The sequence below is a fragment of the Streptomyces caeruleatus genome (genome assembly GCF_001514235.1).
Classification (GTDB): domain Bacteria; phylum Actinomycetota; class Actinomycetes; order Streptomycetales; family Streptomycetaceae; genus Streptomyces; species Streptomyces caeruleatus.
This window is the reverse complement of the sequence record NZ_KQ948929.1, coordinates 644,668-664,636: the sequence shown is the minus strand read 5'-3', so window position 1 is coordinate 664,636 and position 19,969 is coordinate 644,668. Positions and strand designations below refer to the sequence as shown.

At 71.7% G+C, this 19,969-nt stretch carries 16 protein-coding genes and 2 pseudogenes; 4 read left to right on the top strand and 14 right to left on the bottom strand.

The window, feature by feature from the left end:
- Both AQJ67_RS21130 and AQJ67_RS21125 read right to left on the bottom strand, forming a co-directional pair.
- Positions 1-1,523: purine-cytosine permease family protein (locus AQJ67_RS21130; RefSeq protein WP_062720606.1), on the bottom strand; the 1,523-nt coding region annotated here is incomplete at its 3' end.
- 252 nt (positions 1,524-1,775) lie between these two features.
- Positions 1,776-2,327: a CoA-transferase family III protein gene (locus AQJ67_RS21125; RefSeq protein ID WP_062720525.1), complete on the bottom strand. Its 552-nt coding sequence runs from the start codon at positions 2,325-2,327 to the stop codon at positions 1,776-1,778.
- 325 nt (positions 2,328-2,652) lie between these two features.
- Between AQJ67_RS21125 and AQJ67_RS21120 the strand changes: the two genes are divergently transcribed.
- Complete coding sequence (locus AQJ67_RS21120) at positions 2,653-3,087, top strand: subtilase-type protease inhibitor (protein WP_062720524.1); 435 nt, start codon at positions 2,653-2,655, stop codon at positions 3,085-3,087.
- Positions 3,088-3,228: 141 nt separating this feature from the next.
- Here the strand turns inward: AQJ67_RS21120 and AQJ67_RS21115 are convergent, their stop codons facing one another.
- From AQJ67_RS21115 to AQJ67_RS21090, 6 genes and pseudogenes are all read right to left on the bottom strand, one after another.
- Positions 3,229-3,447: a CDGSH iron-sulfur domain-containing protein gene (locus tag AQJ67_RS21115; RefSeq protein ID WP_062720523.1), complete on the bottom strand. Its 219-nt coding sequence runs from the start codon at positions 3,445-3,447 to the stop codon at positions 3,229-3,231.
- Positions 3,428-4,105 (bottom strand): HemK2/MTQ2 family protein methyltransferase, encoded by a 678-nt coding sequence (locus AQJ67_RS21110; protein ID WP_062720522.1) that lies wholly within the window; start codon positions 4,103-4,105, stop codon positions 3,428-3,430. The genes AQJ67_RS21115 and AQJ67_RS21110 overlap by 20 nt, the downstream gene beginning before the upstream one ends.
- Positions 4,106-5,137: an iron-containing redox enzyme family protein gene (locus AQJ67_RS21105; protein WP_062720521.1), complete on the bottom strand. Its 1,032-nt coding sequence runs from the start codon at positions 5,135-5,137 to the stop codon at positions 4,106-4,108.
- Between the two features lie 67 nt (positions 5,138-5,204).
- Positions 5,205-5,387: a hypothetical protein gene (locus AQJ67_RS21100; protein WP_062720520.1), complete on the bottom strand. Its 183-nt coding sequence runs from the start codon at positions 5,385-5,387 to the stop codon at positions 5,205-5,207.
- Positions 5,388-5,465: 78 nt separating this feature from the next.
- Positions 5,466-6,473, bottom strand: a complete 1,008-nt coding sequence (locus AQJ67_RS21095; protein WP_062720519.1) for a Ppx/GppA family phosphatase — start codon at positions 6,471-6,473, stop codon at positions 5,466-5,468.
- Positions 6,474-6,629: 156 nt separating this feature from the next.
- Positions 6,630-8,150: pseudogene (locus AQJ67_RS21090) on the bottom strand (MFS transporter).
- A gap of 30 nt (positions 8,151-8,180) precedes the next feature.
- On the opposite strand from AQJ67_RS21090, the pseudogene AQJ67_RS21085 reads away from it, so the two are divergent.
- Positions 8,181-8,312 (top strand): annotated as a pseudogene (locus tag AQJ67_RS21085) (ArsR/SmtB family transcription factor); the annotation flags it as partial.
- Positions 8,313-8,347: 35 nt separating this feature from the next.
- Positions 8,348-8,878: an SRPBCC family protein gene (locus tag AQJ67_RS21080; RefSeq protein WP_062720518.1), complete on the top strand. Its 531-nt coding sequence runs from the start codon at positions 8,348-8,350 to the stop codon at positions 8,876-8,878.
- Positions 8,879-8,971: 93 nt separating this feature from the next.
- Here the strand turns inward: AQJ67_RS21080 and AQJ67_RS21075 are convergent, their stop codons facing one another.
- The 5 genes from AQJ67_RS21075 to AQJ67_RS21055 form a co-directional block, all read right to left on the bottom strand.
- Positions 8,972-11,788: an NHLP bacteriocin export ABC transporter permease/ATPase subunit gene (locus tag AQJ67_RS21075; protein WP_062720517.1), complete on the bottom strand. Its 2,817-nt coding sequence runs from the start codon at positions 11,786-11,788 to the stop codon at positions 8,972-8,974.
- Between the two features lies 1 nt (position 11,789).
- A complete protein-coding gene (locus tag AQJ67_RS21070) occupies positions 11,790-14,015 on the bottom strand; it encodes an NHLP family bacteriocin export ABC transporter peptidase/permease/ATPase subunit (protein WP_062720516.1) in 2,226 nt (741 codons plus the stop codon).
- Positions 14,012-14,818 (bottom strand): HlyD family efflux transporter periplasmic adaptor subunit, encoded by an 807-nt coding sequence (locus AQJ67_RS21065; RefSeq protein WP_062720515.1) that lies wholly within the window; start codon positions 14,816-14,818, stop codon positions 14,012-14,014. The genes AQJ67_RS21070 and AQJ67_RS21065 overlap by 4 nt, the downstream gene beginning before the upstream one ends.
- Positions 14,819-14,963: 145 nt before the next feature.
- On the bottom strand, positions 14,964-15,179 hold the full coding sequence (locus tag AQJ67_RS21060) for a hypothetical protein (RefSeq protein ID WP_030052098.1): 216 nt from the start codon (positions 15,177-15,179) through the stop codon (positions 14,964-14,966).
- 476 nt (positions 15,180-15,655) lie between these two features.
- Complete coding sequence (locus AQJ67_RS21055) at positions 15,656-16,069, bottom strand: PaaI family thioesterase (RefSeq protein WP_062720514.1); 414 nt, start codon at positions 16,067-16,069, stop codon at positions 15,656-15,658.
- A gap of 188 nt (positions 16,070-16,257) precedes the next feature.
- Here AQJ67_RS21055 and AQJ67_RS21050 point away from each other — a divergent pair, with 188 nt between their 5' ends.
- Entirely contained in the window at positions 16,258-17,619 is a 1,362-nt protein-coding gene (locus AQJ67_RS21050) for a S1 family peptidase (protein WP_062720513.1), read from the top strand.
- Positions 17,620-17,721: 102 nt separating this feature from the next.
- On the opposite strand, the gene AQJ67_RS21045 is transcribed toward AQJ67_RS21050, so the two are convergent.
- On the bottom strand, positions 17,722-19,872 hold the full coding sequence (locus AQJ67_RS21045; protein WP_062720512.1) for a SpoIIE family protein phosphatase: 2,151 nt from the start codon (positions 19,870-19,872) through the stop codon (positions 17,722-17,724).
- Positions 19,873-19,969 lie beyond the last annotated feature (97 nt).

Genomic DNA, 19,969 nt, shown 5'->3' with positions numbered 1-19,969 from the left:
GCCCCCGGCCCGCTGATCGGCGGCACCGGAACCTCGACCGTGCGCGCCAGCCGCGCACCCTGCGGCCCGTACACCGCCCGAGGTTCGGGGAACAGCCGCAGCAGCGTCAGGAACAGGACGGCGGCGACGGCCAGCGACAGCGGCAGGCTGATGTCCACCCCGTTCGCGAGACCGCCCAGCGGTCCGACGAACTGCCCCGGGATGTTCGTGAACAGCACGCCGATCAGCGCCGCAACCCACCAGGCCGTCATGCCCCGCCAGTTCCAGCCGTGCGCGAACCAGTAACGGCCGCCGCGCTGACGGCGGTTGAAGACCTGGAGGGCGTCGGGGTCGTACCAGCCGCGCCGGGTCCAGTAGCCCAGCATCATCACGACCATCCACGGCGTGGTGCAGGTGATGATCACCGTGGCGAAGGTCGAGATCGACTGGACCAGGTTCAGCCCGAACCGCCCGACGAAGATGAACGCGATCGACAACGCGCCGACCAGCAGCGTCGCCTGAACCCGCGACAGCCGCGGGAACACCGAGGAGAAGTCCAGCCCGGTCCCGTACAGCGCGGTCGTGCCCGTCGCCATGCCACCGATCAGGGCCAGCAGGCAGACCGGCAGGAAGTACCAGCCCGGGGAGATCGCCAGCAGCCCGCCCACGAAGTCGGGCGCTGCCGGATCGACGTACTCGGGAACCTTCGTGGCGATGATGCTCGCGGTCCCCAGGCCGAACACGAACGGCAGCAGCGTCGCGATCTGCGACAGGAACGCGGCGCCGATCACCCTGCGGCGCGGGGTGGACGCCGGGATGTAGCGCGACCAGTCGCCGAGGAACGCCCCGAACGAGACGGGGTTGGACAGCACGATCAGGGCCGCGCCGATGAACGACGGCCAGAACAGCGACCGGGTCGCCGCGTCCGCGGAGTCCGTGAAGACGCCCGAGTAGGACGGGTCGAAGTCACCGGCGAAGGCGATCACGCCGATCAGGAACAGCACGCTCGCCGAGGGCACGGCGATCTTGTTGACGAACAGCATGAAGCGGAAGCCGTACACGCACACCGCGAGAACCAGACCGGCGAACAGGGCGTAGGCGACGACGTACGACAGGTCGCCGCGCGTCAGGCCGAACAGCCGGTGCGCGCCGCCGACCAGGGCGTCGCCGGAGCTCCACACCGAGATGGAGAAGAACGCGACGGCCGTCAGCAGCGAGAGGAACGAGCCGACCACACGGCCGTGCACGCCGAGGTGCGCGGAGGACGAGACGGCGTTGTTGGTGCCGTTGACCGGCCCGAACACCGCCATGGGGCACAGGATCAGCGCGCCCGCGACGACCCCGAGGAGCGTGGCCGCGAGGCCCTGCCAGAAGGAGAGGCCGAACAGGATCGGGAAGGCGCCCAGCACACAGGTGGAGAAGGTGTTGGCGCCGCCGAAAGCGAGGCGGAACAGGTCCAGCGGACTCGCACTGCGCTCGGCGTCGGGGATGCGGTCGACACCGTGGGTCTCCACCTCGGTCAAGGAGGGGGCGGGCGACGGCAGTTCGGGCCGCGGGGACTGCGACGACCGCGGGGAATCAGGGGACTGTGGGGACACGGGAGGGCTCCGGCGTGGGCGGGGCGGGGGAGCGCGTCGTGGCGCGGCGGGGCCGACGGCCGGTGTCTGCCGCTGGGGTGTGCGGGCAGCCCCTGGATGCCGTCCTCTCGGGGATCAGCAGACGGTACGGCGCCGCGCGAGATCCGCACCAGAGGACGGTTCATCCATCTTCGGTGCCGTCGGTGGACGAAACCTCCATCACTCGGTGTCCGTGGGCGCCTCCTCGGGTCCCGCGTCCGGCCCCTGCGCCCGCACCCGCTGCACGTGCTCCAGGGAATCGCGCAGCTCGGCGAGCCAGTCGTCGGTGTGCCGCTGGACCAGTCGTACGCACCAGGCGAGGGCGTCACTGCGACTGCGGGCGACCCCGCCGGCGATCAGGGTGTCGAGGACCTGGCGTTCGGGCTGGCGCAGCCGGGTCATCACGGGGGCGGCGACATGGGTGAACAGGGCGCGCTCGGGGCCGCACTCCACGCCCCAGGAGACCTTCCGGCGGAACCGGTGTTCGGCGTCCCGGGCCACGGCGATCCGCGCGTCCCGGGTGCGCTCCCGGAACTCCTGGATCCGGCCCTCCAGGGCCGCCTCCCGCTGCGCGGCCGAGGCGTCCTCGGCCAGGTGGGGAGCGGGGATGCGGCCGATCACGGTGATCTCCTCGCGGTCGACCGTCACCTCGGTCAGCTCCTCGAAGAGGTCGTCCGGCAGGCGGCCGGCGAGCCAGCCGCGCAGCTTCTCTCGTTGCTCGCTCGTAATCATGTAATGACGATTACTCGGTCCTTCCATGAACACAAGGGGGTACGGGCATGTCCGCCGAGGGCTCAACCGGAATGTTTCAGGCCTATTAATCAGCGTGCGAGATCCGGCCACTCGGGGACTTGGAACGATCAAGAACCGCCAACTTACGGCGTTGGAACGTTCGAACTCCGTTACTTCACGCCACTGATTCAACACGCAAGGTTACTGAAACACGTGGTGTCGATGTGAGTTTCCGTCGCGGACTCGGCAGACTCCCGCTCGTCGCTCCGGCACCGATCGCGCCGGATCCGACATACCCCCGAAATCAAGCGGAAGGATGCACACAATGCGGAACACCGCGCGCTGGGCAGCGACCCTCGCTCTCACGGCCACCGCCGTCTGCGGACCCCTGACCGGATCCGCCCTCGCCGCCCCGGACGCCGCCCCCGCCTCGCTCTACGCCCCCTCGGCGCTGGTGCTCACCCTGGCCCACGGCGACGACGCCACCCTGACGACGCCGGTGCGCGCCGTCACCCTCAGCTGCGCCCCGACGCCCTCGGGTACCCATCCCGATGCCGCCTCCGCGTGCGTCGAACTGCGCGGTGTGGGCGGGAACTTCGACGCCCTGAGGAGTAGAGACGGCGTGCTCTGCACCAAGCAGTACGACCCCGTGATCGTCACGGTCGACGGGGTCTGGCAGGGCCAACGCGTGTCCTACCAGCGCACCTTCGGAAACGAGTGCGTGAAGGGCTCCTACACCACGAGCCTCTTCGCGTTCTGAGGACCGGGATCGCGCGGTCCCGTGCAGTTCGGCAGCGGCTCGCGGATGGGGAGTGCGAGTACTGCCGAGGGCCCCTTGCGATCTCGCACCGGGGGTCGGCCAGGCGGAGTGGGGCCGCCTGGCCGGCACCTCGGGATCGACTCACCGGTCCTTGGCGCGGTCCTTGGCCCGGTCACGGTGGCTGGTGTCGCACCACGGGTAGCGACGGCTGCGACGGCAGGTGCACAGGGCGACGCGGAAGCGGTCGGAGGCGACGACGGTGCCGTCCTCCAGCTCCACCTCGACCGGCCCCTCCACCAGGACGGGGCCCTGGCGCTGGACCTTGATCCGGCGCGGTTCGTCAGACGGGGAGTTCGGCACGGACGACCACCAGCTCTTCCCTCTGATCGCGGGCTGCCACCAGACGGCGCTCCCGCAGCCAGCCCTCGCGCGAGCGCAGTACCGGGCCGAACGGGATCACACGGCGCCGCGTCACGGACGCCTTCAGTCCCGCCCCGCGCAGGTGCGTCAGCGTCCGGTCGGGACAGCTCAGGGCTGAGTGCACGACCAGGAGGACACCGCCGGGGCGCAGCAGACCGGGTGCCTCCAGGCAGATTCGGTCGAGGACGAGCCGCCCGTCCCGCCCTGCGTCCCAGGCGCGGGCGGCGCCACGCGGCGCGTGAGCCGACTCGGGCGCGGGCACATAGGGCGGGTTGGCCAGGATGAGGTCGAAGGACTGCCCGCGGACCGGGGCGAAGAGGTTGCCCTGCCGGATGTGCACCTGGAGCCGGGCCAGCCGGGCGTTCAGCCGTGCCGCGCACACCGCCCGCCAGGACACGTCCACCGCGGTCACCCGCGTGCCGCCGCGCCGCGCCGCCTCGATCGCCAGCGCGCCCGAACCGGTGCCCACGTCGAGAACGGCCGCGCCGTCCGGCAGCGGCTCCTCGCGCAGGGCCCCGACCAGCAGCTCGGTGTCTTCCTGGGGGGCGTACACGCCCGGGGGTGTCAGAGCTTTCACCGGCCCCGGGTACCCCGGCATTCAGGAAATAAGGGGGATTGCGGACTGCGGCCCCCTGTGCAGCGACGTCAGTCCCGCACGCCAGGCGCCGAGCAGCCGGTCGGCGAAGCGGTCCTCCAGATGGCCGGTGACGGCGATGCCGAAGGCCACGTCGGCAGCGAGATGCGGCTCCTCGGCGAGCAGGCCGCCGATGACCTCGTGCCGTACGACCTGTTCGTGCACCGCGTCCGCCTCGACGTGCTCGTCGTAGAAGTGCTCGGCGGCCGGCCCCGCGCCCGTGCGGCGCATCGCCTCGGCCAGCCGTCGCGAGGCGGGCGACGAGGTGATCTCGACCGCCGCGAAGTGGCCGACGAGCGCTCCGCGCAACGCCCGGTGCAGACCGAGCAGGGACATCAGATTGACCGTGGCCAGGGCCTCGGCGGTGCCCTCGTCGAGATAGTGCCCGTACGTCGTGTCCAGGCCGAGGTCGGTCATCAGGTCGGCGAAGAGGCGCGCGTGGACCCGGTCGGGGCGGCCGCCGCCGTACTCGTCGAACTCGACCGCCGCCATGCCGGCCTTGGCCCTGCCCCACAGCCTCGGCAGCACCCAGGCGTGCGGGTCCGCCTCCTTCAGGTGGTACAGGGACCGCTGGACCGCGTACTCGCGTATCTGCCACAACTCGCCCTCGGCGGACAGGTAGTGGCTGACGCCGCCGCCGTCGACGGGCTCGACGAGGAGGTCGGCCAGCGCGTCCTCCACGCTGTCGTGGGCGGGGACGTCGGCGCGCAGGGCGGTCAGGAAGCGGTGCTCCAGCGCCGCGCGGACGCGCAGCAGGTCCGGGTCCCACTCGTAGGACTCGGGCACGCCGGCGAAGCCGCGGTAGTGCAGCTCGTAGCAGACGTAGAGGGCCAGCTGGAGATCGTCGCCGTAGACGGCCGCGCCCGCGATGTCCTGGCTCCGGGGCGGCGGGCCCGCACCCCGCAGATAGTCCTCGACGGCGGCGGAGACGGGACCCCGCGCGGACGGCAGCCGGGGTCCCTCGTCTTCCTGTGCCTTTCGGACGTCATGTGCCATGGCCGCCGAGTACCCGGGGCGCGCCGGGCCACCCGCCCGGCGCGCCGCCCGGCAGCGCAGGGCCCGGTCACTCGCCCCCGGACTCCTCCTGGGCGCGTGTGTTCGGGGTGACGGCCTCACCGGCCTCGCCCCTGCGGCGGCGCCGCTCGGGGGAGTCCTCGGTGCGGTGGGCGGCGTCCGACATCTCCTTCAGCGCCTCCTCCAGCGCCGTCTCCGGCTGTTCCCGCCGCGGCTTCCTCTCGTCGGACACGGGTGTCTCCTTCCGTCGTCGGCCAGGTCGTGCGATGTGTCAGGGCGCCCGCGCTCGGCCCCCTGCCGTCGGTCGCGGTCAGCTGGTCGCGGGCGCGATCCGCAGCGGTACCGGTTCGGCAGGGGCGACCTCCTCCTCGATGCGGGATACCTCCGCCCACCATGAGGTGCCGTCCTCGATGTGCCGCAGCATGACCCCTTCGCGGATCGCCCACGGGCAGATCGTGACCCCGCGCAGGCCGGTCAGCTTCATCGCGGTGTGCGCGACCACCGCGCCGGCCAGGCTCTGTGCGGCACGCGGGGCGGAGATGCCGGGGAGCAGGGCGCGTTCGGCGGCGGGCAGCAGGGAGAGGCGACCGACGGCCTCGCGCAGGTCCGAGCGCGCCAACTGCCGCTCCACGAACGGCCCGTGACGTCCCGCCGCGGCTCCGCACAACCGGCCCAGCTGCTGGAACGTACGCGAGGTGGCCGCCGCCGTGCGCGGTCCCTCCCAGCGGATCCGGGCCGCGACGTCGCGCAGTTGGTGGCGGACCTTGCGGCGCATGGCGCGTACCCGTGCGGTCGTCGGCGGGTCCTCTCCGTCGAAGAACTCATGGGTCAGCCGTGCCGCGCCGAGCGGCAGCGACGCCACGAAGTCGGGCAACCGGCCGCGTCCGAAGGCCACTTCGAGCGAGCCGCCGCCGATGTCCAGCAGCGCGAGCGGCCCCGACCGCCAGCCCATCCACCGGCGCGCCCCGAGGAACGTCAGCTCGGCCTCGACCTCGCCCGGCAGTGTGCACAGCGGCACCCCCGTCCGTGTCCGCACGGCGCGCAGCACGTCCCGGCGGTTCGGGGCGGCGCGCACCACGGCCGTCGCGAAGGCCAGGGGAGAGGAGGCGCCCCACCTGACCGCGGTGCGGTCCGCCGCGGAGACCGCGTGGACCAGCCGCTCGATGGCCTCCTCCGGGACGGCCTCCCCGGGTCTGACCTGTTCCGACAGCCGTAGTCGCCACTTGGCGGTGTGCACCGGAAGCGGCACCCCTCCCTCCGCGTCAGCCACCACCAACCGGACCGTGTTCGACCCCACATCCACCACGCTGATTCGCATACGTCGGCGAGTACCCGTTTCCCGGTCCCGCCAACGGAGTCAGCCCCCGTGCGCCGCCCCGCGCGACACAAGCGCCGTACCCGGACGGCGAAGAGGGGCCGCCGTCTCCCTGTGGACGGCGGCCCCTCGGACCCGGTGGTCAGGCGGTCGGGTCGGTCACATGTGGACGACCGGTGCGGCGGACTCGTCCTGCTGCGGCACCCCGCGGCGGAAGAGGACGAAGGCGATCAGGGCGCCCGCGGCGAAGAAGCCCGCCGACCACCAGAAGGCGGTGGTGTAGCTCTCGATCGTCGCCTGGGCCCGCACCAGCTTGCTGGTGGCGTCCCGGCCCGCGAGGTAGTCCGTGGCCACGCTCGCGGCGAGCGTGTTGAGCAGGGCCGTACCGATCGAACCGCCCACCTGCTGCATGGCGTTGACCGTCGCGGAGGCCACGCCCGCGTCCTCGGCCGCCACTCCGCCGGTGGCCAGCTGCATCGCGGGCGGCATGACCATACCGAGGCCCATGCCGACGATGATCAGCTGCGGCAGCACCGCGGTCGTGTAGTCCGAGCCGATGCCGATCCCGGTCAGCCAGGCCATGCCGGCCGTGGCGATGGCGAAGCCCAGCGGCAGGACGACCTTGGGGCCGAGCCGTGGCACCAGGACCGTGGTGCCGACCTGCGCCATCACCATGAGCGCCGCGACCATCGGCAGGAACGCGACCCCGGTCTTCGTCGGGCTGAAGCCCCGGTTGATCTGGAGGTAGTAGGTCAGGAAGAGGAACACGCCGAACATTCCGGCGCCGGTGATCAGCACGGTCAGGAAGGAGGCGGCGCGGTCGCGGTCGAGCAGGATCCGCAGGGGCAGCGGCGGGTGCGCGGCCCGGGTCTGCCACCAGGCGAACGCCGCCAGCAGCACACCGCCGGCCAGCAGGAAGCCCCAGGTCTGCGGCGAACCCCAGTCGTGCGTCTCGGCGTTGGAGAAGCCGTAGACCACGGCGAACAGTCCGGAGGCGACCAGGATCGTGCCCGGCACGTCCAGCTTGGAGTTCGCGGCGTCGCGGTGGTTGCTCAGCAGCAGCCAGCCGCCGACGAAGGCGAGGGCCGCGATGGGCACGTTGACGTACAGCGTCCAGCGCCAGTCCAGGGCGTCGGTCAGCACACCGCCGAGCAGCAGGTCCACCGCGCCGCCGGCACCCGCGATGGCGCCGGTAGACGCTGAACGCCCTGGCCCGCTCACGGGCGTCGGTGAACGTCGTGTTGAGCAGCGAGAGCGCGGCGGGGGCGAGCAGCGCGCCGAAGGCACCCTGCAGGGCGCGCGCGACGACCAGCATCTCGAACCCGGTCGAGGCGCCGCCCAGGACGGACGCGCCCGCGAAGCCGACGACGCCGACCAGGAAGGCGGGCTTGCGGCCGAAGAGGTCCGCTATCCGGCCGCCGAGCAGCAGCAGGGAGGCGAACGCCAGCGCGTAGGCGGTGACGATCCTCCCCCACTGCCTCAAGGGCGTGGGGGCCCCAGCCGGTTGCCGTCGGAGAAGCCGAGGTCGGCCTGGGCCGAGGGCAGGGCGATGTTCACGATCGTGGCGTCGAGCACCACCATCAGCTGCGCGACGGCGATGATCGCGAGGATCCACCACCGCTTCGCCGAGGCCGCCGCGGGCGGCGCCTCGACGGCGCCCGCACGGGCGCGAAACGGCAACGTTTCGAAACGGGTCCGGATCGACGGGCCATCGTCGCGCTGCTCCTGGAGCGGCCCCGGCCCGTCGGGGAGATCGTGGAGGCATGCGGGCTGAGCCGGCCCGGCACCTCCAAGCACCTCAAGGTGCTGAGAGAGGCGGGCCTGGTACGGGTCCGGCAGGACGACCCCGAGGAACCCGTCACGAAGGACTGATCCCCATGACCGCCGACCTCACCGGCACCTACCTCACCCTGGACGACGGCCGCCCGGCCGTCCGCTTCAGCCGTACCTACGACCACCCCGTCGAGCGCGTCTGGCGATTCGTGACCGACGCCGACGAACTCGCCCACTGGTTCCCGTCCCGCGCCGAGATCGAGCTGCGCCCCGGCGGCACGATCAGGTTCGGCGGCGACCCGAACATGGCGGACTCCACGGGCCGGGTCATCGCCGTCGACGAGCCGCGCCACCTCTCCTTCGAGTGGGGCGGCGACGAACTGCACTTCGACCTGGAGGCCCTGGACGAGGGACGTACCCGCTTCACCCTCACCAACGTCCTCGGCGACGAGAACACCGCAGCCCGCAACAGCGCCGGCTGGGACGTCTGCCTGACCGCCCTCGGCGCCCACGCGCGCGGGGAGCGTCTCGACGGGCCGCACGCCGGGGCCGAGGCGCCGTGGAAGGGGCTCTACGACGGCTATGTCGCCGCCGGATTCCCCTCCGGCGCCCCGATCCCGGGCGTGGACGCCTGAGGGGTCGCCTGTCGGATCGGCCCGACGCGTCGCCCTGCGGATCGGCCCGACGCGTCGCCCTGTCGGATCGGCGTGACGGATCCGTCTGACGGTTCAGGCCATCTGGCGTCGCACCAGCTCGTGGAGGCGCCCGCCCGTGTCCGCGAGCAGCTGCGCCGGCGGCCCCTGCTGGGCCACCTTGCCGTCCTCCATCACGATCACGCGGTCGGCGTCCAGCACGGTGGACAGGCGGTGCGCGATGACGACGCGGGTGGCGTTGAGGGCCTTGGTGGACTCGATGACCGTGCGCTGGGTCTCGTTGTCGAGGGCGCTGGTCGCCTCGTCGAAGAAGAGGATGCGCGGACGGCGGATCAGCGCCTGGGCGATCATCAGCCGCTGCCGCTGACCGCCGGAGATCGCGCCGCTGCCCGAGACGATGGTGTGCAGCCCCATCGGCATCCGCTTGATGTCCTCGGCGAGCCCCGCCATCTCGGCCGCCGCCATCGCCTCCTCCGGCGTGTACGGCTCGGTGCCGCAGATGACGTCCAGGATCGACCCGGTGAACGGCTGGGCGTGCTGAAGCACCACCCCGCACTGCCGGCGTACGGCCGACTGGTCCAGCGCCGACAGGTCCTGGCCGTCGTACAGCACACTGCCCGACACCGGCTTGTCGAAGCCGATCAGCAGCCTGAGCAGCGTCGACTTGCCGCAGCCGCTGGGGCCGACGATCGCCACGAACTCGCCCGACCTGACGTCGAAGGACACGTCGTCCAGGACCAGGGGCCCGTCGTCGGAGTACCGGAAGGACAGCCGGCGCGCCTCGATCGCCCCGGTCAGCGGGCCCGGCCGGGTGCTCGCCGTGCGCACCTCCGGCGTGGCCTCCAGCACCGGCTTGATCTCCTCGAACAGCGGCAGCGCGGCCACCGCCGACACGAACGAACCGGTCAGCTGGGTGACCGAGGTCAGCAGCATCGTCACCGAGGTGTTGAAGGTGAGGAACGCCGCCGCCGACATCGTCCCGCGCGCCGGACCGGCCAGCAGCATGAACATCAGCAGCGTGCACACCGGCAGATAGACCGCGCCCATCACCGTGGTGAGGTTCTTGATGCGCCCCACCTTCTGCTGGAGCTCACGGCTGCGCGCGAACTGCCCCGCCCAGGCCGCGTACGCGTAGTTCTCGGCCGCCGCGACCCGCAGCTTCGGCAGCCCGCGCAGCGTCTGGAACGCCTGGTTGTTCAGCTTGTTGCCGAGCACCACCAACCGCCGCTGCCAGCGCACCTGCCACAGGCCGAGCCCCAGGAACACGCCCGCGATGACGACCAGCATGCCGATCGCCGCCAGCGCCATCGGCACGCTGTACCAGAACAGCAGCGCCAGGTTCATCGCGCCCACGGTCACCGACGACGCGACGACCGGACCGACTCCGGCCATCAGCCGGCGGATGGCGCTGATGCCCATGGCCTGGCTCGCCAGCTCGCCGGTCGAGCGCTCGGTGAAGAACTTCGTGGGCAGCCGCAGCAGCCTGTCCCACAGAGCCGGTTGCAGCGTGGCCTCGATACGGCCCTCAAGACGCAGGATCGTCAGGTTCTGGAGCAGCATGAAGGCCGCCGCCACGACACTGCTGATCATCACGGCCAGACAGAACTGCACGATCAGCCCGGTCTGCGCCTTCGGCACGAACTCGCCGAGGATCTTGCCGGTCGCGATCGGCACCAGCGCACCGATCGCCACCGTCACCAGTCCGCTGACCAGGAGGTTCGTCAGATCGCCGCCCGTGCCCCGCATGCTGAACCGCAGCAGCCTCAGCGGGCTCAGCGCACGGTCGGGCAGCGGCCGGTAGAACATCACCGCACGCGGCTCGAACTCCTCCGCGTTGGCCTTCTCGATCGGCGTCTCACGGCCGGTCGCCGGATGCACGGCCACATAGCCGCCGCGCCGCCACAGCAGCGCGACCGGCGCACCGGACAGCGCCCGGTGACCTACCAGCGGCCCTACGTTGTCCCGCCACCATCGCCCGTCCAGCCGTACGGCCCGGGTGCGCACCCGCGACGCGATGGCCACGCGCTCGACCGGGTCGAGCCGGTCGCTCTCGGTGCCGCTCTGCGCGGGCTCGGCCAGTGTGATCCCGGCCGCCTGGGCGACCAGCTTGCAGGCCGCGTAGCTGGCGTCCGCGTCGGCGGCCGTCGTGCGCTTGTCGCCGCGCTTGCCGATCGACGCCAGCAGCGTCTGGTCGGCCTGGGCACGCACCGCCTCGCCGGCCTTGATGCCCTCCGCCGTGCGCGTCTCGTGCGTGCGCTCCAACTGCTCGATCCAGCGGTCCAGCGTGGTCAGCAACCGGTACTGCTGGTCGACCATGGACTGCCAGACCGCCGGGTCCATCAGCAGGTCGGCGGCCGCCTCCGCGCCGTACAGCGAGCCGTACTGCACGCTGCCGGGCGGCACCTGCATCCAGAAGACGTCGTCGTCCGTCACCTCGGCCGCCCGCTCGGTGGCCATCGGTGCCTGGAAGAGGATGGAGAGGCTGCGGCCGACGCCGAGGGCGAGGGCGTACTCCAGCGGGCTCGTCTGCGGCGGCACGTACTGCGGGTTGCCGTACTCGTCGTAGGACCAGGTCTGCGTGTTCGCGGGCTGGTAGAGCTCGCGCAGCCCTATCCGGTGTACGACGCAGTCCCGGAGCGGGCGGGCCACCAGCGTGTGCTGCGGTCCCGCGACCGGGCCGAGCAGCAGCGAGCCCGCCTCCAGGCGGCCCAGGTGGTGCCAGTGACCCTGCTGACCGGCGTCGACCGCGAACAGGTCCACCGCGCCGGACGCGACCAGCCACAGCACCTGCGGGCCTTCGAGGTCGAGGCGGTTGAAGCCGGCGCAGTCGATGCGCGTGCCCATCTGGCCGAGCGCGTTGAGGACGAGGTCGCCCTCGTGGACGGACGTCATCTCACCGCTCCTTGACCAGCGCCGCGTACGCGCCACCGCGCGCCACCAGCTCCTCGTGCCGCCCGCGTTCGACGATCGTGCCGTGCTGCAGTACGACGATCTCGTCGCTGTCGCGCACGGTGCTGAGCCGGTGCGCGATCACCACACAGGCACAGCCGCGCTTGCGCAGGTTGTCCATCACGATCTGCTCGGTCTCGGCGTCCAGCGCGCTGGTCACCTCGTCGAGGACCAGGATGCTGGGGCGTCGCACCAGGGCCCGCGCGATCTCCAGACGCTGGCGCTGCCCGCCGGAGAAGTTGCGGCCGTCCTGCTCGACCTTGCTGTGGATGCCGCCGGGGCGGCGCATCACCACGTCGTAGAGCGCCGCGTCGCGCAGGGCGTCCACCACCGCGTCGTCCGGGATCGAGGGGTCCCACAGCGCCACGTTGTCGCGGATGGTGCCCTCGAAGAGGAACACCTCCTGGTCGACGAAGGAGACGGAGGCGGCGAGGGCGCCGCGCGGGATGTCCTCGATGCGCTGGTCGTCGATGCGGATGACGCCCTCCCACGGGGCGTACAGGCCCGAGATCAGCCGGGACACCGTCGACTTGCCGCTGCCGGAGCCGCCGACCAGGGCGACCTGCTGGCCGGGGCCGACGGTCAGGTCGAAGCCCGTCAGCAGGGGCTTGTCGAGGGGGCTGTAGCCGAAGGTGATGTTCTGGAGCTCGACGTGGCCGTGGAGGCGGCGTGTGGACTCGCCGCTGCCCGGGCGGCCGTAGAGCGGGTCCGCCTCGAAGTTCTCGACGTCCTTCAGCCGGGCCACGTCGGCGGCGAAATCCTGGATGCGGCCGGCGACGCCGTTGAGCCGGGTGATCGGGGCGGTGAACCGGGTGACCAGGGCCTGGAAGGCGACCAGCAGGCCGACGGAGATGCCGCCCTCGACCGCCCGCATGCCGCCGATCCAGAGGATGAGCGCGCTGTTGAGCGTGGCGAGCGTCGGAGCGACCACGCCCAGGTAGGCGCTCGGCACGCCGAGGCGCTGCTGCTCCTCCAGCGTGGTGGCGTGCTGGCCGGCCCACTTGCGGAAGTAGCCGTCCTCGCCGCCGGTCGCCTTCATCGTCTCGATCAGCTGGAGACCGGTGTAGGCGGTGTTGGTGAGCCGGGCGCTGTCCGCGCGGAGCTTGGCGGTGCGGGTGGCACGCAGGCGGATCACGACGCGCATGGCGACGACGTTCAGCAGGGCGACGCCGATGCCGACGAAGGTGAGCTGCGGGTCGTAGGTGTAGAGGAGGATCGCGTACAGCACGACGACCACCGCGTCCACGCCCGCCGCCGCGAGGTCGCGGGCCAGGGTCTCGGACACCGCGTCGTTCGACTGGAGGCGCTGCACCAGGTCGGCCGGGCTGCGCTGGGAGAAGAACGTCACTGGCAGCCGCAGCAGATGCCGCAGGAAGCGGGCGCTGGACAGGGTGGAGGAGATGATGCGGCCGCGCAGCAGGTTCGCCTGTTGCAGCCAGGTCAGTACGAGGGTGAGCGCGACGCAGGTGCCCATCGACGCGAACAGCACGCCCAGAAGGGAGGTCTGGCCGCCGATGAGGAACATGTCGATATAGGTGCGGCTCAGCGCGGGCACCGCCGCGCCGACCACCACCAGGAGCAGGCTCGCCAGGACGGCGGCGGGCATCGTGCCCGCGGTGCCGCGCAGCCGGGCCGGCATCGCGCCGAGCACACCCGGCTTGCGGCCGCCCTTGCTGAAGTCCTCGCCGGGCTCCATCACCAGCACCACACCGGTGAAGCTGCCGTCGAAGTCCTCCATGGGCACGAAGCGGCGGCCCTTGGCGGGGTCGTTGATGTACACGCCCCGGCGGCCGAAGCGGCGGCCCATGCCGTCGTAGACGACGTAGTGGTTGAACTCCCAGAACAGGACGGCCGGCGTCTTCACCTCGGCGAGGGCGGCCGTGTCCATCTGCATGCCCTTGGCCGTCAGCCCGTAGCTGCGGGCCGCCTTGAGCAGGTTGCTGGCGCGCGAGCCGTCACGGGAGACACCGCACGCGATGCGCAGTTCCTCCAGCGGGACATGGCGGCCGTAGTGGCCGAGCACCATCGCGAGGGAGGCGGCGCCGCACTCCACGGCCTCCATCTGCAGGACGGTCGGCGTGCGGACGGTCTTCGACCTGCCCTTGGGCACGGGGCGCTTCGGCGGGGTGGCCCGGCGCCTGCTGCTGCGGGTCTCCTGTGCGGTGCTCACGGCAGCAGCCAATCGACGGGACGCTCGTCGGCCAGCTCGATCGAGGCTTCGGCCATGGTCATCGAGGTGAGCGAGAACGGCGGCCCGTCCGCGGACGACCACTTGTAGCCGCTCTTGGTGCTCGACTCCTTGTCCAGCCTCACCAGTACGGCCACCGGCCTGCCGTCCTTGGTGAACTGCTCGCCCAGCTGGTTGTCGCCGAGGAACGCGGCGATCTGCTGCGCCGACTGCGCGGAGCGGTCCACCGACTTCACATGGCCGCGCAGGACGCCGTACTCCTGGGTGGGCACGGAGGAGACGGTGAGGTCGACCGCGGCCTTGTCGGGGATGGAGGCGGCGTTCTCGGCGGGCACGTACACCGTGGCGTACAGCGCGTCCTTGTCGTGGGCGACCTTCTCGACGGCGGCGACGTTCGTGCCGGTGGAGATGATCTGGCCGATGGTGGCGGCGAGCGCGGTGACCCGGCCCGCGGCGACCGTGCGCACGACCGTCTCGCCCTTGGCCGTACGGACCTTCAGCACGGGCGCGTTCGCCGGGAGCCGCCGGCCCTGCTCGGCGAGGACCGCGGTGACCTGCCCGGCGACCGGGCTCTGGAGGATGTAGCTGCCCTGGCCGTGGGTGAGGACGGCGGGCGCGCTCACCGTCGAGGCGACCGAACCGGTCACCGCCCACACGGAGGCGGCGGCCATGACGACCACCGTCACGGAGAGCACCAGCCAGCCCTGGGGGCGGGCGAAGCGCACCGGAAGGTCGAGCTCCTCCGGTGACTGGAGCTTGGCGAGGGCCTGTTGGCGGAACTGCACGGAACTTGCCTCACCTGAGGATGAGTGGAGACCGGCGCGCGGGGGCCGGTCGTGGTGCGAGGCGGTGCCTGTCTGTTTCGAGGCACCCGAAGAGCCCCGGAACCGGGGAAGGGTTCCGGGACTCAGCGGTGACGAAAAGGCGCGATCAGAGACCGGCGACCAGGCCCGAGACCGGGGCGGTGTTCAGGCCGGTGACACCCTCCACGGTGCCGACGACCGTGTCGACCAGGCCGGAGACCGGGGCGATGCCGTTGACAGCGTCGAGGGCACCGTTCACGGCGTTGACCTGCAGGCCGCCGGAGACGTTGTCGAGCTCGGCGTCGGAGATCTCGACGGTCGCAACCTGGGGGGTGGAGTTCATGATGGAACTTCCCTTCCTAATGGGTATTTCACAAGGGGGAGCGGCCCCCTCTGGGGACAGATGACGGCCGCGACCGCAGGCACCCGGCGCCCGTTTCCGGAAGCCGTACACGGCCCCTGCGGTGCGATGGATCAAAGCACGCTGCGGGTACGGCCTTCCAATCAAACTTCGGCCTCACCAGGGCACTTTGTCCTCGGCGGCATCGATCCGTGCAGATGCGCGCACGTCTCGTCGGCGACTTCTTCACATGCGTCACAGCATCGGCTCGGACGGGCTGTTGCCTCCGCCCGGCCGCCCTCGGGGTGATGCGGTGGCGAATCCGACACTCCCGCCTCAAGGGGGTGACCGCCGGTAGCTCCCTTGTGCAGAACCTCGGGCCACGGTGACTTCGTTGAGTATTGAATGTGCAGATTCCCAGGAGCCTGGATTCCGCTCGGGATTCTCGACCGACCGTTACTGATCGGTAGCGGATCGTGTCAGCCCAGAAGTGCGTACACCGTGCTCGCCCGGGCCGCGATCTCGCCCGAGCTCTCGTCGGTCATCGCGATGTCGGCGAACGCCATGCGGCGGCCCAGCTTGGTGACGACCGCCTCGATCAGGACATCCGAACCGAGCACCGCGCGCTGGAACGACGTCGACTGCTGCACCGTCGTCATCGGCCCGTACGCCCCGCGCGCCGCCGACACGGCGATCACGGTGGCGGTGTCGGCCGCCGCCATCAACGCCTGCCCCGACAGGGCGCCGCCCTCCCGCGCCAACCCGTCCGACCAGGGCAGTCGCAAGATCGCGCGCCGGTCCTCCACCGCCTCGACACAGAGGCCGAGGGCGAGGACCCAGGGGGCGAAGTTGGCGGAGAGGATCTTGTCGGCTTCGGCGGTCGTCATCGTCATAGGGGGGATTGTTCCCGCCGCCGGAACCTCAGGCGCGGTCCTTGGCCGATTCGGTGTTTCGAGTAAGGCGAGCGCAAACGGAATTGAACGCCCCGTGCGACCCGTGCGTACCAACTGCCAACCAGGCGCCCCGAACAGCTGCCGCTGAGACGGCGGCACAGACCCCGTCCCCCAGGAGGTCGAGAAGTTTGAGTCACAAGCGAATTCCGAAGCGCAAGGCCGCGATAGCCGCGGGCGGCGTGGTGGCGCTCGGAGCGGCCGCGATCCTGCTGCCGAACGCCAACGCGTCACAGGACGGTGCGGCGGACGAAGCCACGACCGCCAGGACCCTGAAGGCGGCGGACGCGTCGGATCTCGCCTCGCAGCTCTCGGAACTGCTCGGCGACGCCTTCGCCGGTTCGTACTACGACTCCGAGAGCAAGCAGCTCGTGGTCAACGTCATCCCCGGCGACAACAACAACGTGATCGTCCAGGCGAAGAAGGCCGGCGCGAAGGTCCGCGAGGTCGAGAACAGCCTGAGCGAGCTCGCGTCCGGCGCGCAGACCCTGAAGTCCGAGGCGACCATCCCGGGCACGGCCTGGTCGGTCGACCCCAGAACGAACAAGATCCTCGTCACCGCCGACAGCACGGTCACCGGCGACAACTGGGACCAGCTGGAGTCGACCGTCGACAGCCTCGGCTCCGGCATGGCGACCATCAAGAAGTCGGCCGGCACCTTCAAGACGTTCCTCTCCGGCGGCGACGCCATCTTCGCGGGCGGTTCACGCTGCTCCGCGGGCTTCAACGTCACCGCGGGCGACGGCACCCCGGCCTTCCTGACGGCCGGTCACTGCGGAGTCGCGGCCGAGCAGTGGTCGGACGCCGAGGGCGGTCAGCCGATCGCCACCGTCGACCAGGCCACCTTCCCCGGCGCCGGCGACTTCGCGCTGGTCAAGTACGACGACCCGGCGACCGAGGCGCCGAGCGAGGTCAACCTCGGCGACCAGACCCTCGCGATCAGCCAGGCCGCGGACCCCGAGGTCGGCCTCCAGGTCTTCCGGATGGGCAGCACCACGGGGCTGAGCGACGGTCAGGTCCTCGGCCTGGACGCCACCGTGAACTACCCCGAGGGCACGGTCACCGGCCTCATCCAGACCGACGTCTGCGCCGAGCCCGGCGACAGCGGTGGCTCCCTGTTCACCCAGGACGGCCTGGCCATCGGCCTCACCTCCGGCGGCAGCGGTGACTGCACGGTCGGCGGCGAGACCTTCTTCCAGCCGGTGACCACCGCCCTGGAGGCGGTCGGCGCGACCCTCGGCGGCGACGCCGCCGGCGGTGCGGGTGCCGGTGACGAGGCGGGTGCCGGTGAGGAAGCCGGCGCGGGTGACGAGGCCGGTGCCGGTGAGGAAGCGGGCGCGGGCGAGGAAGCCGGTGCCGGTGAAGAGGCGGGAGCCGGTGAGGAAGCCGGAGCCGGTCAGGAAGCCGGAGCCGGCGAAGAGGTCGGCGGCGGCAACGCCGACGGCACGGGCAACGGCCTCGGCGAGATCGTCGGCAACGGCGTCGGGAACTGACGCCCCGACACCGACACCGACACACGGATCCCAGTGATCCGTAGGGACACACGTGGTCCGGCCCTCCGGCGGGAGGGTCGGACCGCTCCCGTTCCCGGGTCGTCAGTCCCGCGCCCGCAACAGCAGCAGCGCCACGTCGTCCACCCGCTCCCGCCGTGCCGCACTGTGCTCGACGAGCAGATCGGCCAGCTCGTCCAACGGCCGTTCCCCGGCCTCGGTGAGCAACTGGCCGAGGTCGGCGAGCGCGTCCTCGATGTCGACGCCCGGGGACTCGATCAGCCCGTCGGTGTAGAGGACGAGCACACAGCCCGGCGTGAGGTCGACCTCCGTCGTCGGATAGGTGGGCGAGCCGTCGATGCCCAGCAGCGGACCGCCCGCGAGGTCGAGCACCCGCACCCGCCCGTCCGGCCGTCTCAGCAGCGGCGGCGGATGCCCGGCACGAGCCATCACCGCCTTCCCGTGCGCCGGATCCAGCCGCAGGTACAGACAGCTGGCGAACAGGTCGGAACCCAGGTCGAGCAGCAGCCGGTTGGTGCTGCGCATGACGTCCTCCGGCGCCTGACCCACGGTCGTGTACGCCCGCACCGCCGTACGGATCTGACCCATCAGGCCCGCCGCGGTCACGTTGTGCCCCTGCACGTCGCCGATCACCGCCGCCGCCAGGCCCTGCTCCGTCGGCACCAGGTCGTAGAAGTCGCCGCCGATCTCCATGCCCTGGGTGGCGGGCAGATAGCGCGCGGCGGCCTCCACGCCGGCCAGTGGCGGCAGCGAGTGGGGGAGCAGGGCGGCCTGGAGTCCGTGCGCCAACTGGTGTTTGGCGTCGTAGAGTTGGGCCCGCTCCAGCGCCTGCGCGATCAGCCCGCCGAGGCTGGTCAGCACCGCACGCTCGTCCGCCGGGAACGGATGCGGCTCGGCGTAGGCGAGGACACAGGTGCCCACCGGCCGCCCCGAGGCGATCAGCGGCAGATACGCCCAGGCCGCGAAGCCGTCGGGCGTCGAGTGCCGCACCGGATACAGCCGCTCCAGCTCCTGCCACGAGTCGAAGAACGCGGGGACGCCGGTGGTCAGGGCGTGTGCGCCCGGGGTCTGCTCGGTCAGCGGCATCCCGTTGAACCGTTCGACGATCCGCGGATCCGGATAGCCGCGGTGGCCCAGCACATGCAGCCGGCCCGCCCGCGAGCCCAGGACGACCAGCGCCTGGCTGCCGACGGCCGGCACGATCTCGTCCGCGACCAGCTGCACCACGTCCTGCACACCCGCCGCCTCGGTGAGCGCGCCTGCCAGGCTGAGCACCTGGGAGATGGTCACCAGCCGCCCCGGCGGGTCGTCGGGCCGCGGCCCGCTGCGTCCCATCTCCGCCACCGAGCGGGCCCGGCTGATCCGCACGCTCAGACCGGTCGTGCTCGGATAGATCCGGAACGACAGCCAGTCCCCGGGCGGGCGCAACGCCACGAAGGAGGTGGTGTGCTGGCTCATCAGCGCGGCCCGGTAGCGGTCCTCGTACACCGGGTCGTTGAGCCAGGGCACCGACGCCCACAGCTGGTTGCCGAGCAGCCGGCTGACCGGAACGCCGATCAGCTCGGCCGCCGCGGGGTTGGCGAAGCTGATCCGGCCGTACAGATCGAGCGAGCACAGCCCGTACGGCAGCCGCGCCACCATCCGCGCCGCCTCCACCGTGCCGAGCGTGCCGGCCGCGCCGCCGAACGCCGGCCCGGCGACCAGATCGGGCTCCGGCAGCGGTGGACGGCTCTGCGCCATGGCACGTTCCAGCCGTACGGCGAGCCGTCGGCAGGCGGCGTTCAGATGGTCCCGCTCCCGGTCCGACAGCTCCGGGGGGTGGGCGCCGGGCCAGGTCACGAAGATCGCGCCGTAGGCGTTCGACTCGGTGGCCACCGGCAGCGCCGCCAGCGCGAACGGGTAGGGCAGGACGAGGGCGATCCGCGGATACCGGGCCGCCATGTCCTCCTCGCCGCTGACCCAGACGAGCCGCCGCTGCCGCACCGCCTCCGCGACCGGGATCGGCGCGCTCAGCCCGACCCGCTCCCACGGCGCCGCGAACGCCCGGGGCAGGCCCGCCATGACCGCCATCTCCAGTACGGGCTCGTCGGCGGCCAGCAGGTATACGGCACCGGAGTGCGCGTCCACCTCCTCCATCATCGAGGCCAGCGCCAGCGACAGCAGCGGCCGGCCCACCCGCGTCCGCGCGGACGCCGGCGCCTGGGCGGACGTCTGCCCGTCGGACACGCCGACCACCTCCTCCGCGGGGCCGCGCGACAGGTCCCAGGGCTCAAATCTCCCCCCTCGGGGCTGCTCGCGCACGGCGAGCGGGACCGGGACCGACCGCTCACAC

Excerpts from the sequence above, each read along its gene's own strand:
- AQJ67_RS21125 (WP_062720525.1), bottom strand. The coding sequence starts at position 2,327 with ATGATTACGAGCGAGCAACGAGAGAAGCTGCGCGGCTGGCTCGCCGGC.
- AQJ67_RS21120 (WP_062720524.1), top strand. The coding sequence starts at position 2,653 with ATGCGGAACACCGCGCGCTGGGCAGCGACCCTCGCTCTCACGGCCACC.
- AQJ67_RS21110 (WP_062720522.1), bottom strand. The coding sequence starts at position 4,105 with ATGCCGGGGTACCCGGGGCCGGTGAAAGCTCTGACACCCCCGGGCGTG.
- AQJ67_RS21105 (WP_062720521.1), bottom strand. The coding sequence starts at position 5,137 with ATGGCACATGACGTCCGAAAGGCACAGGAAGACGAGGGACCCCGGCTG.
- AQJ67_RS21095 (WP_062720519.1), bottom strand. The coding sequence starts at position 6,473 with ATGCGAATCAGCGTGGTGGATGTGGGGTCGAACACGGTCCGGTTGGTG.
- AQJ67_RS21080 (WP_062720518.1), top strand. The coding sequence starts at position 8,348 with ATGACCGCCGACCTCACCGGCACCTACCTCACCCTGGACGACGGCCGC.
- AQJ67_RS21075 (WP_062720517.1), bottom strand. The coding sequence starts at position 11,788 with ATGACGTCCGTCCACGAGGGCGACCTCGTCCTCAACGCGCTCGGCCAG.
- AQJ67_RS21060 (WP_030052098.1), bottom strand. The coding sequence starts at position 15,179 with ATGAACTCCACCCCCCAGGTTGCGACCGTCGAGATCTCCGACGCCGAG.
- AQJ67_RS21055 (WP_062720514.1), bottom strand. The coding sequence starts at position 16,069 with ATGACGATGACGACCGCCGAAGCCGACAAGATCCTCTCCGCCAACTTC.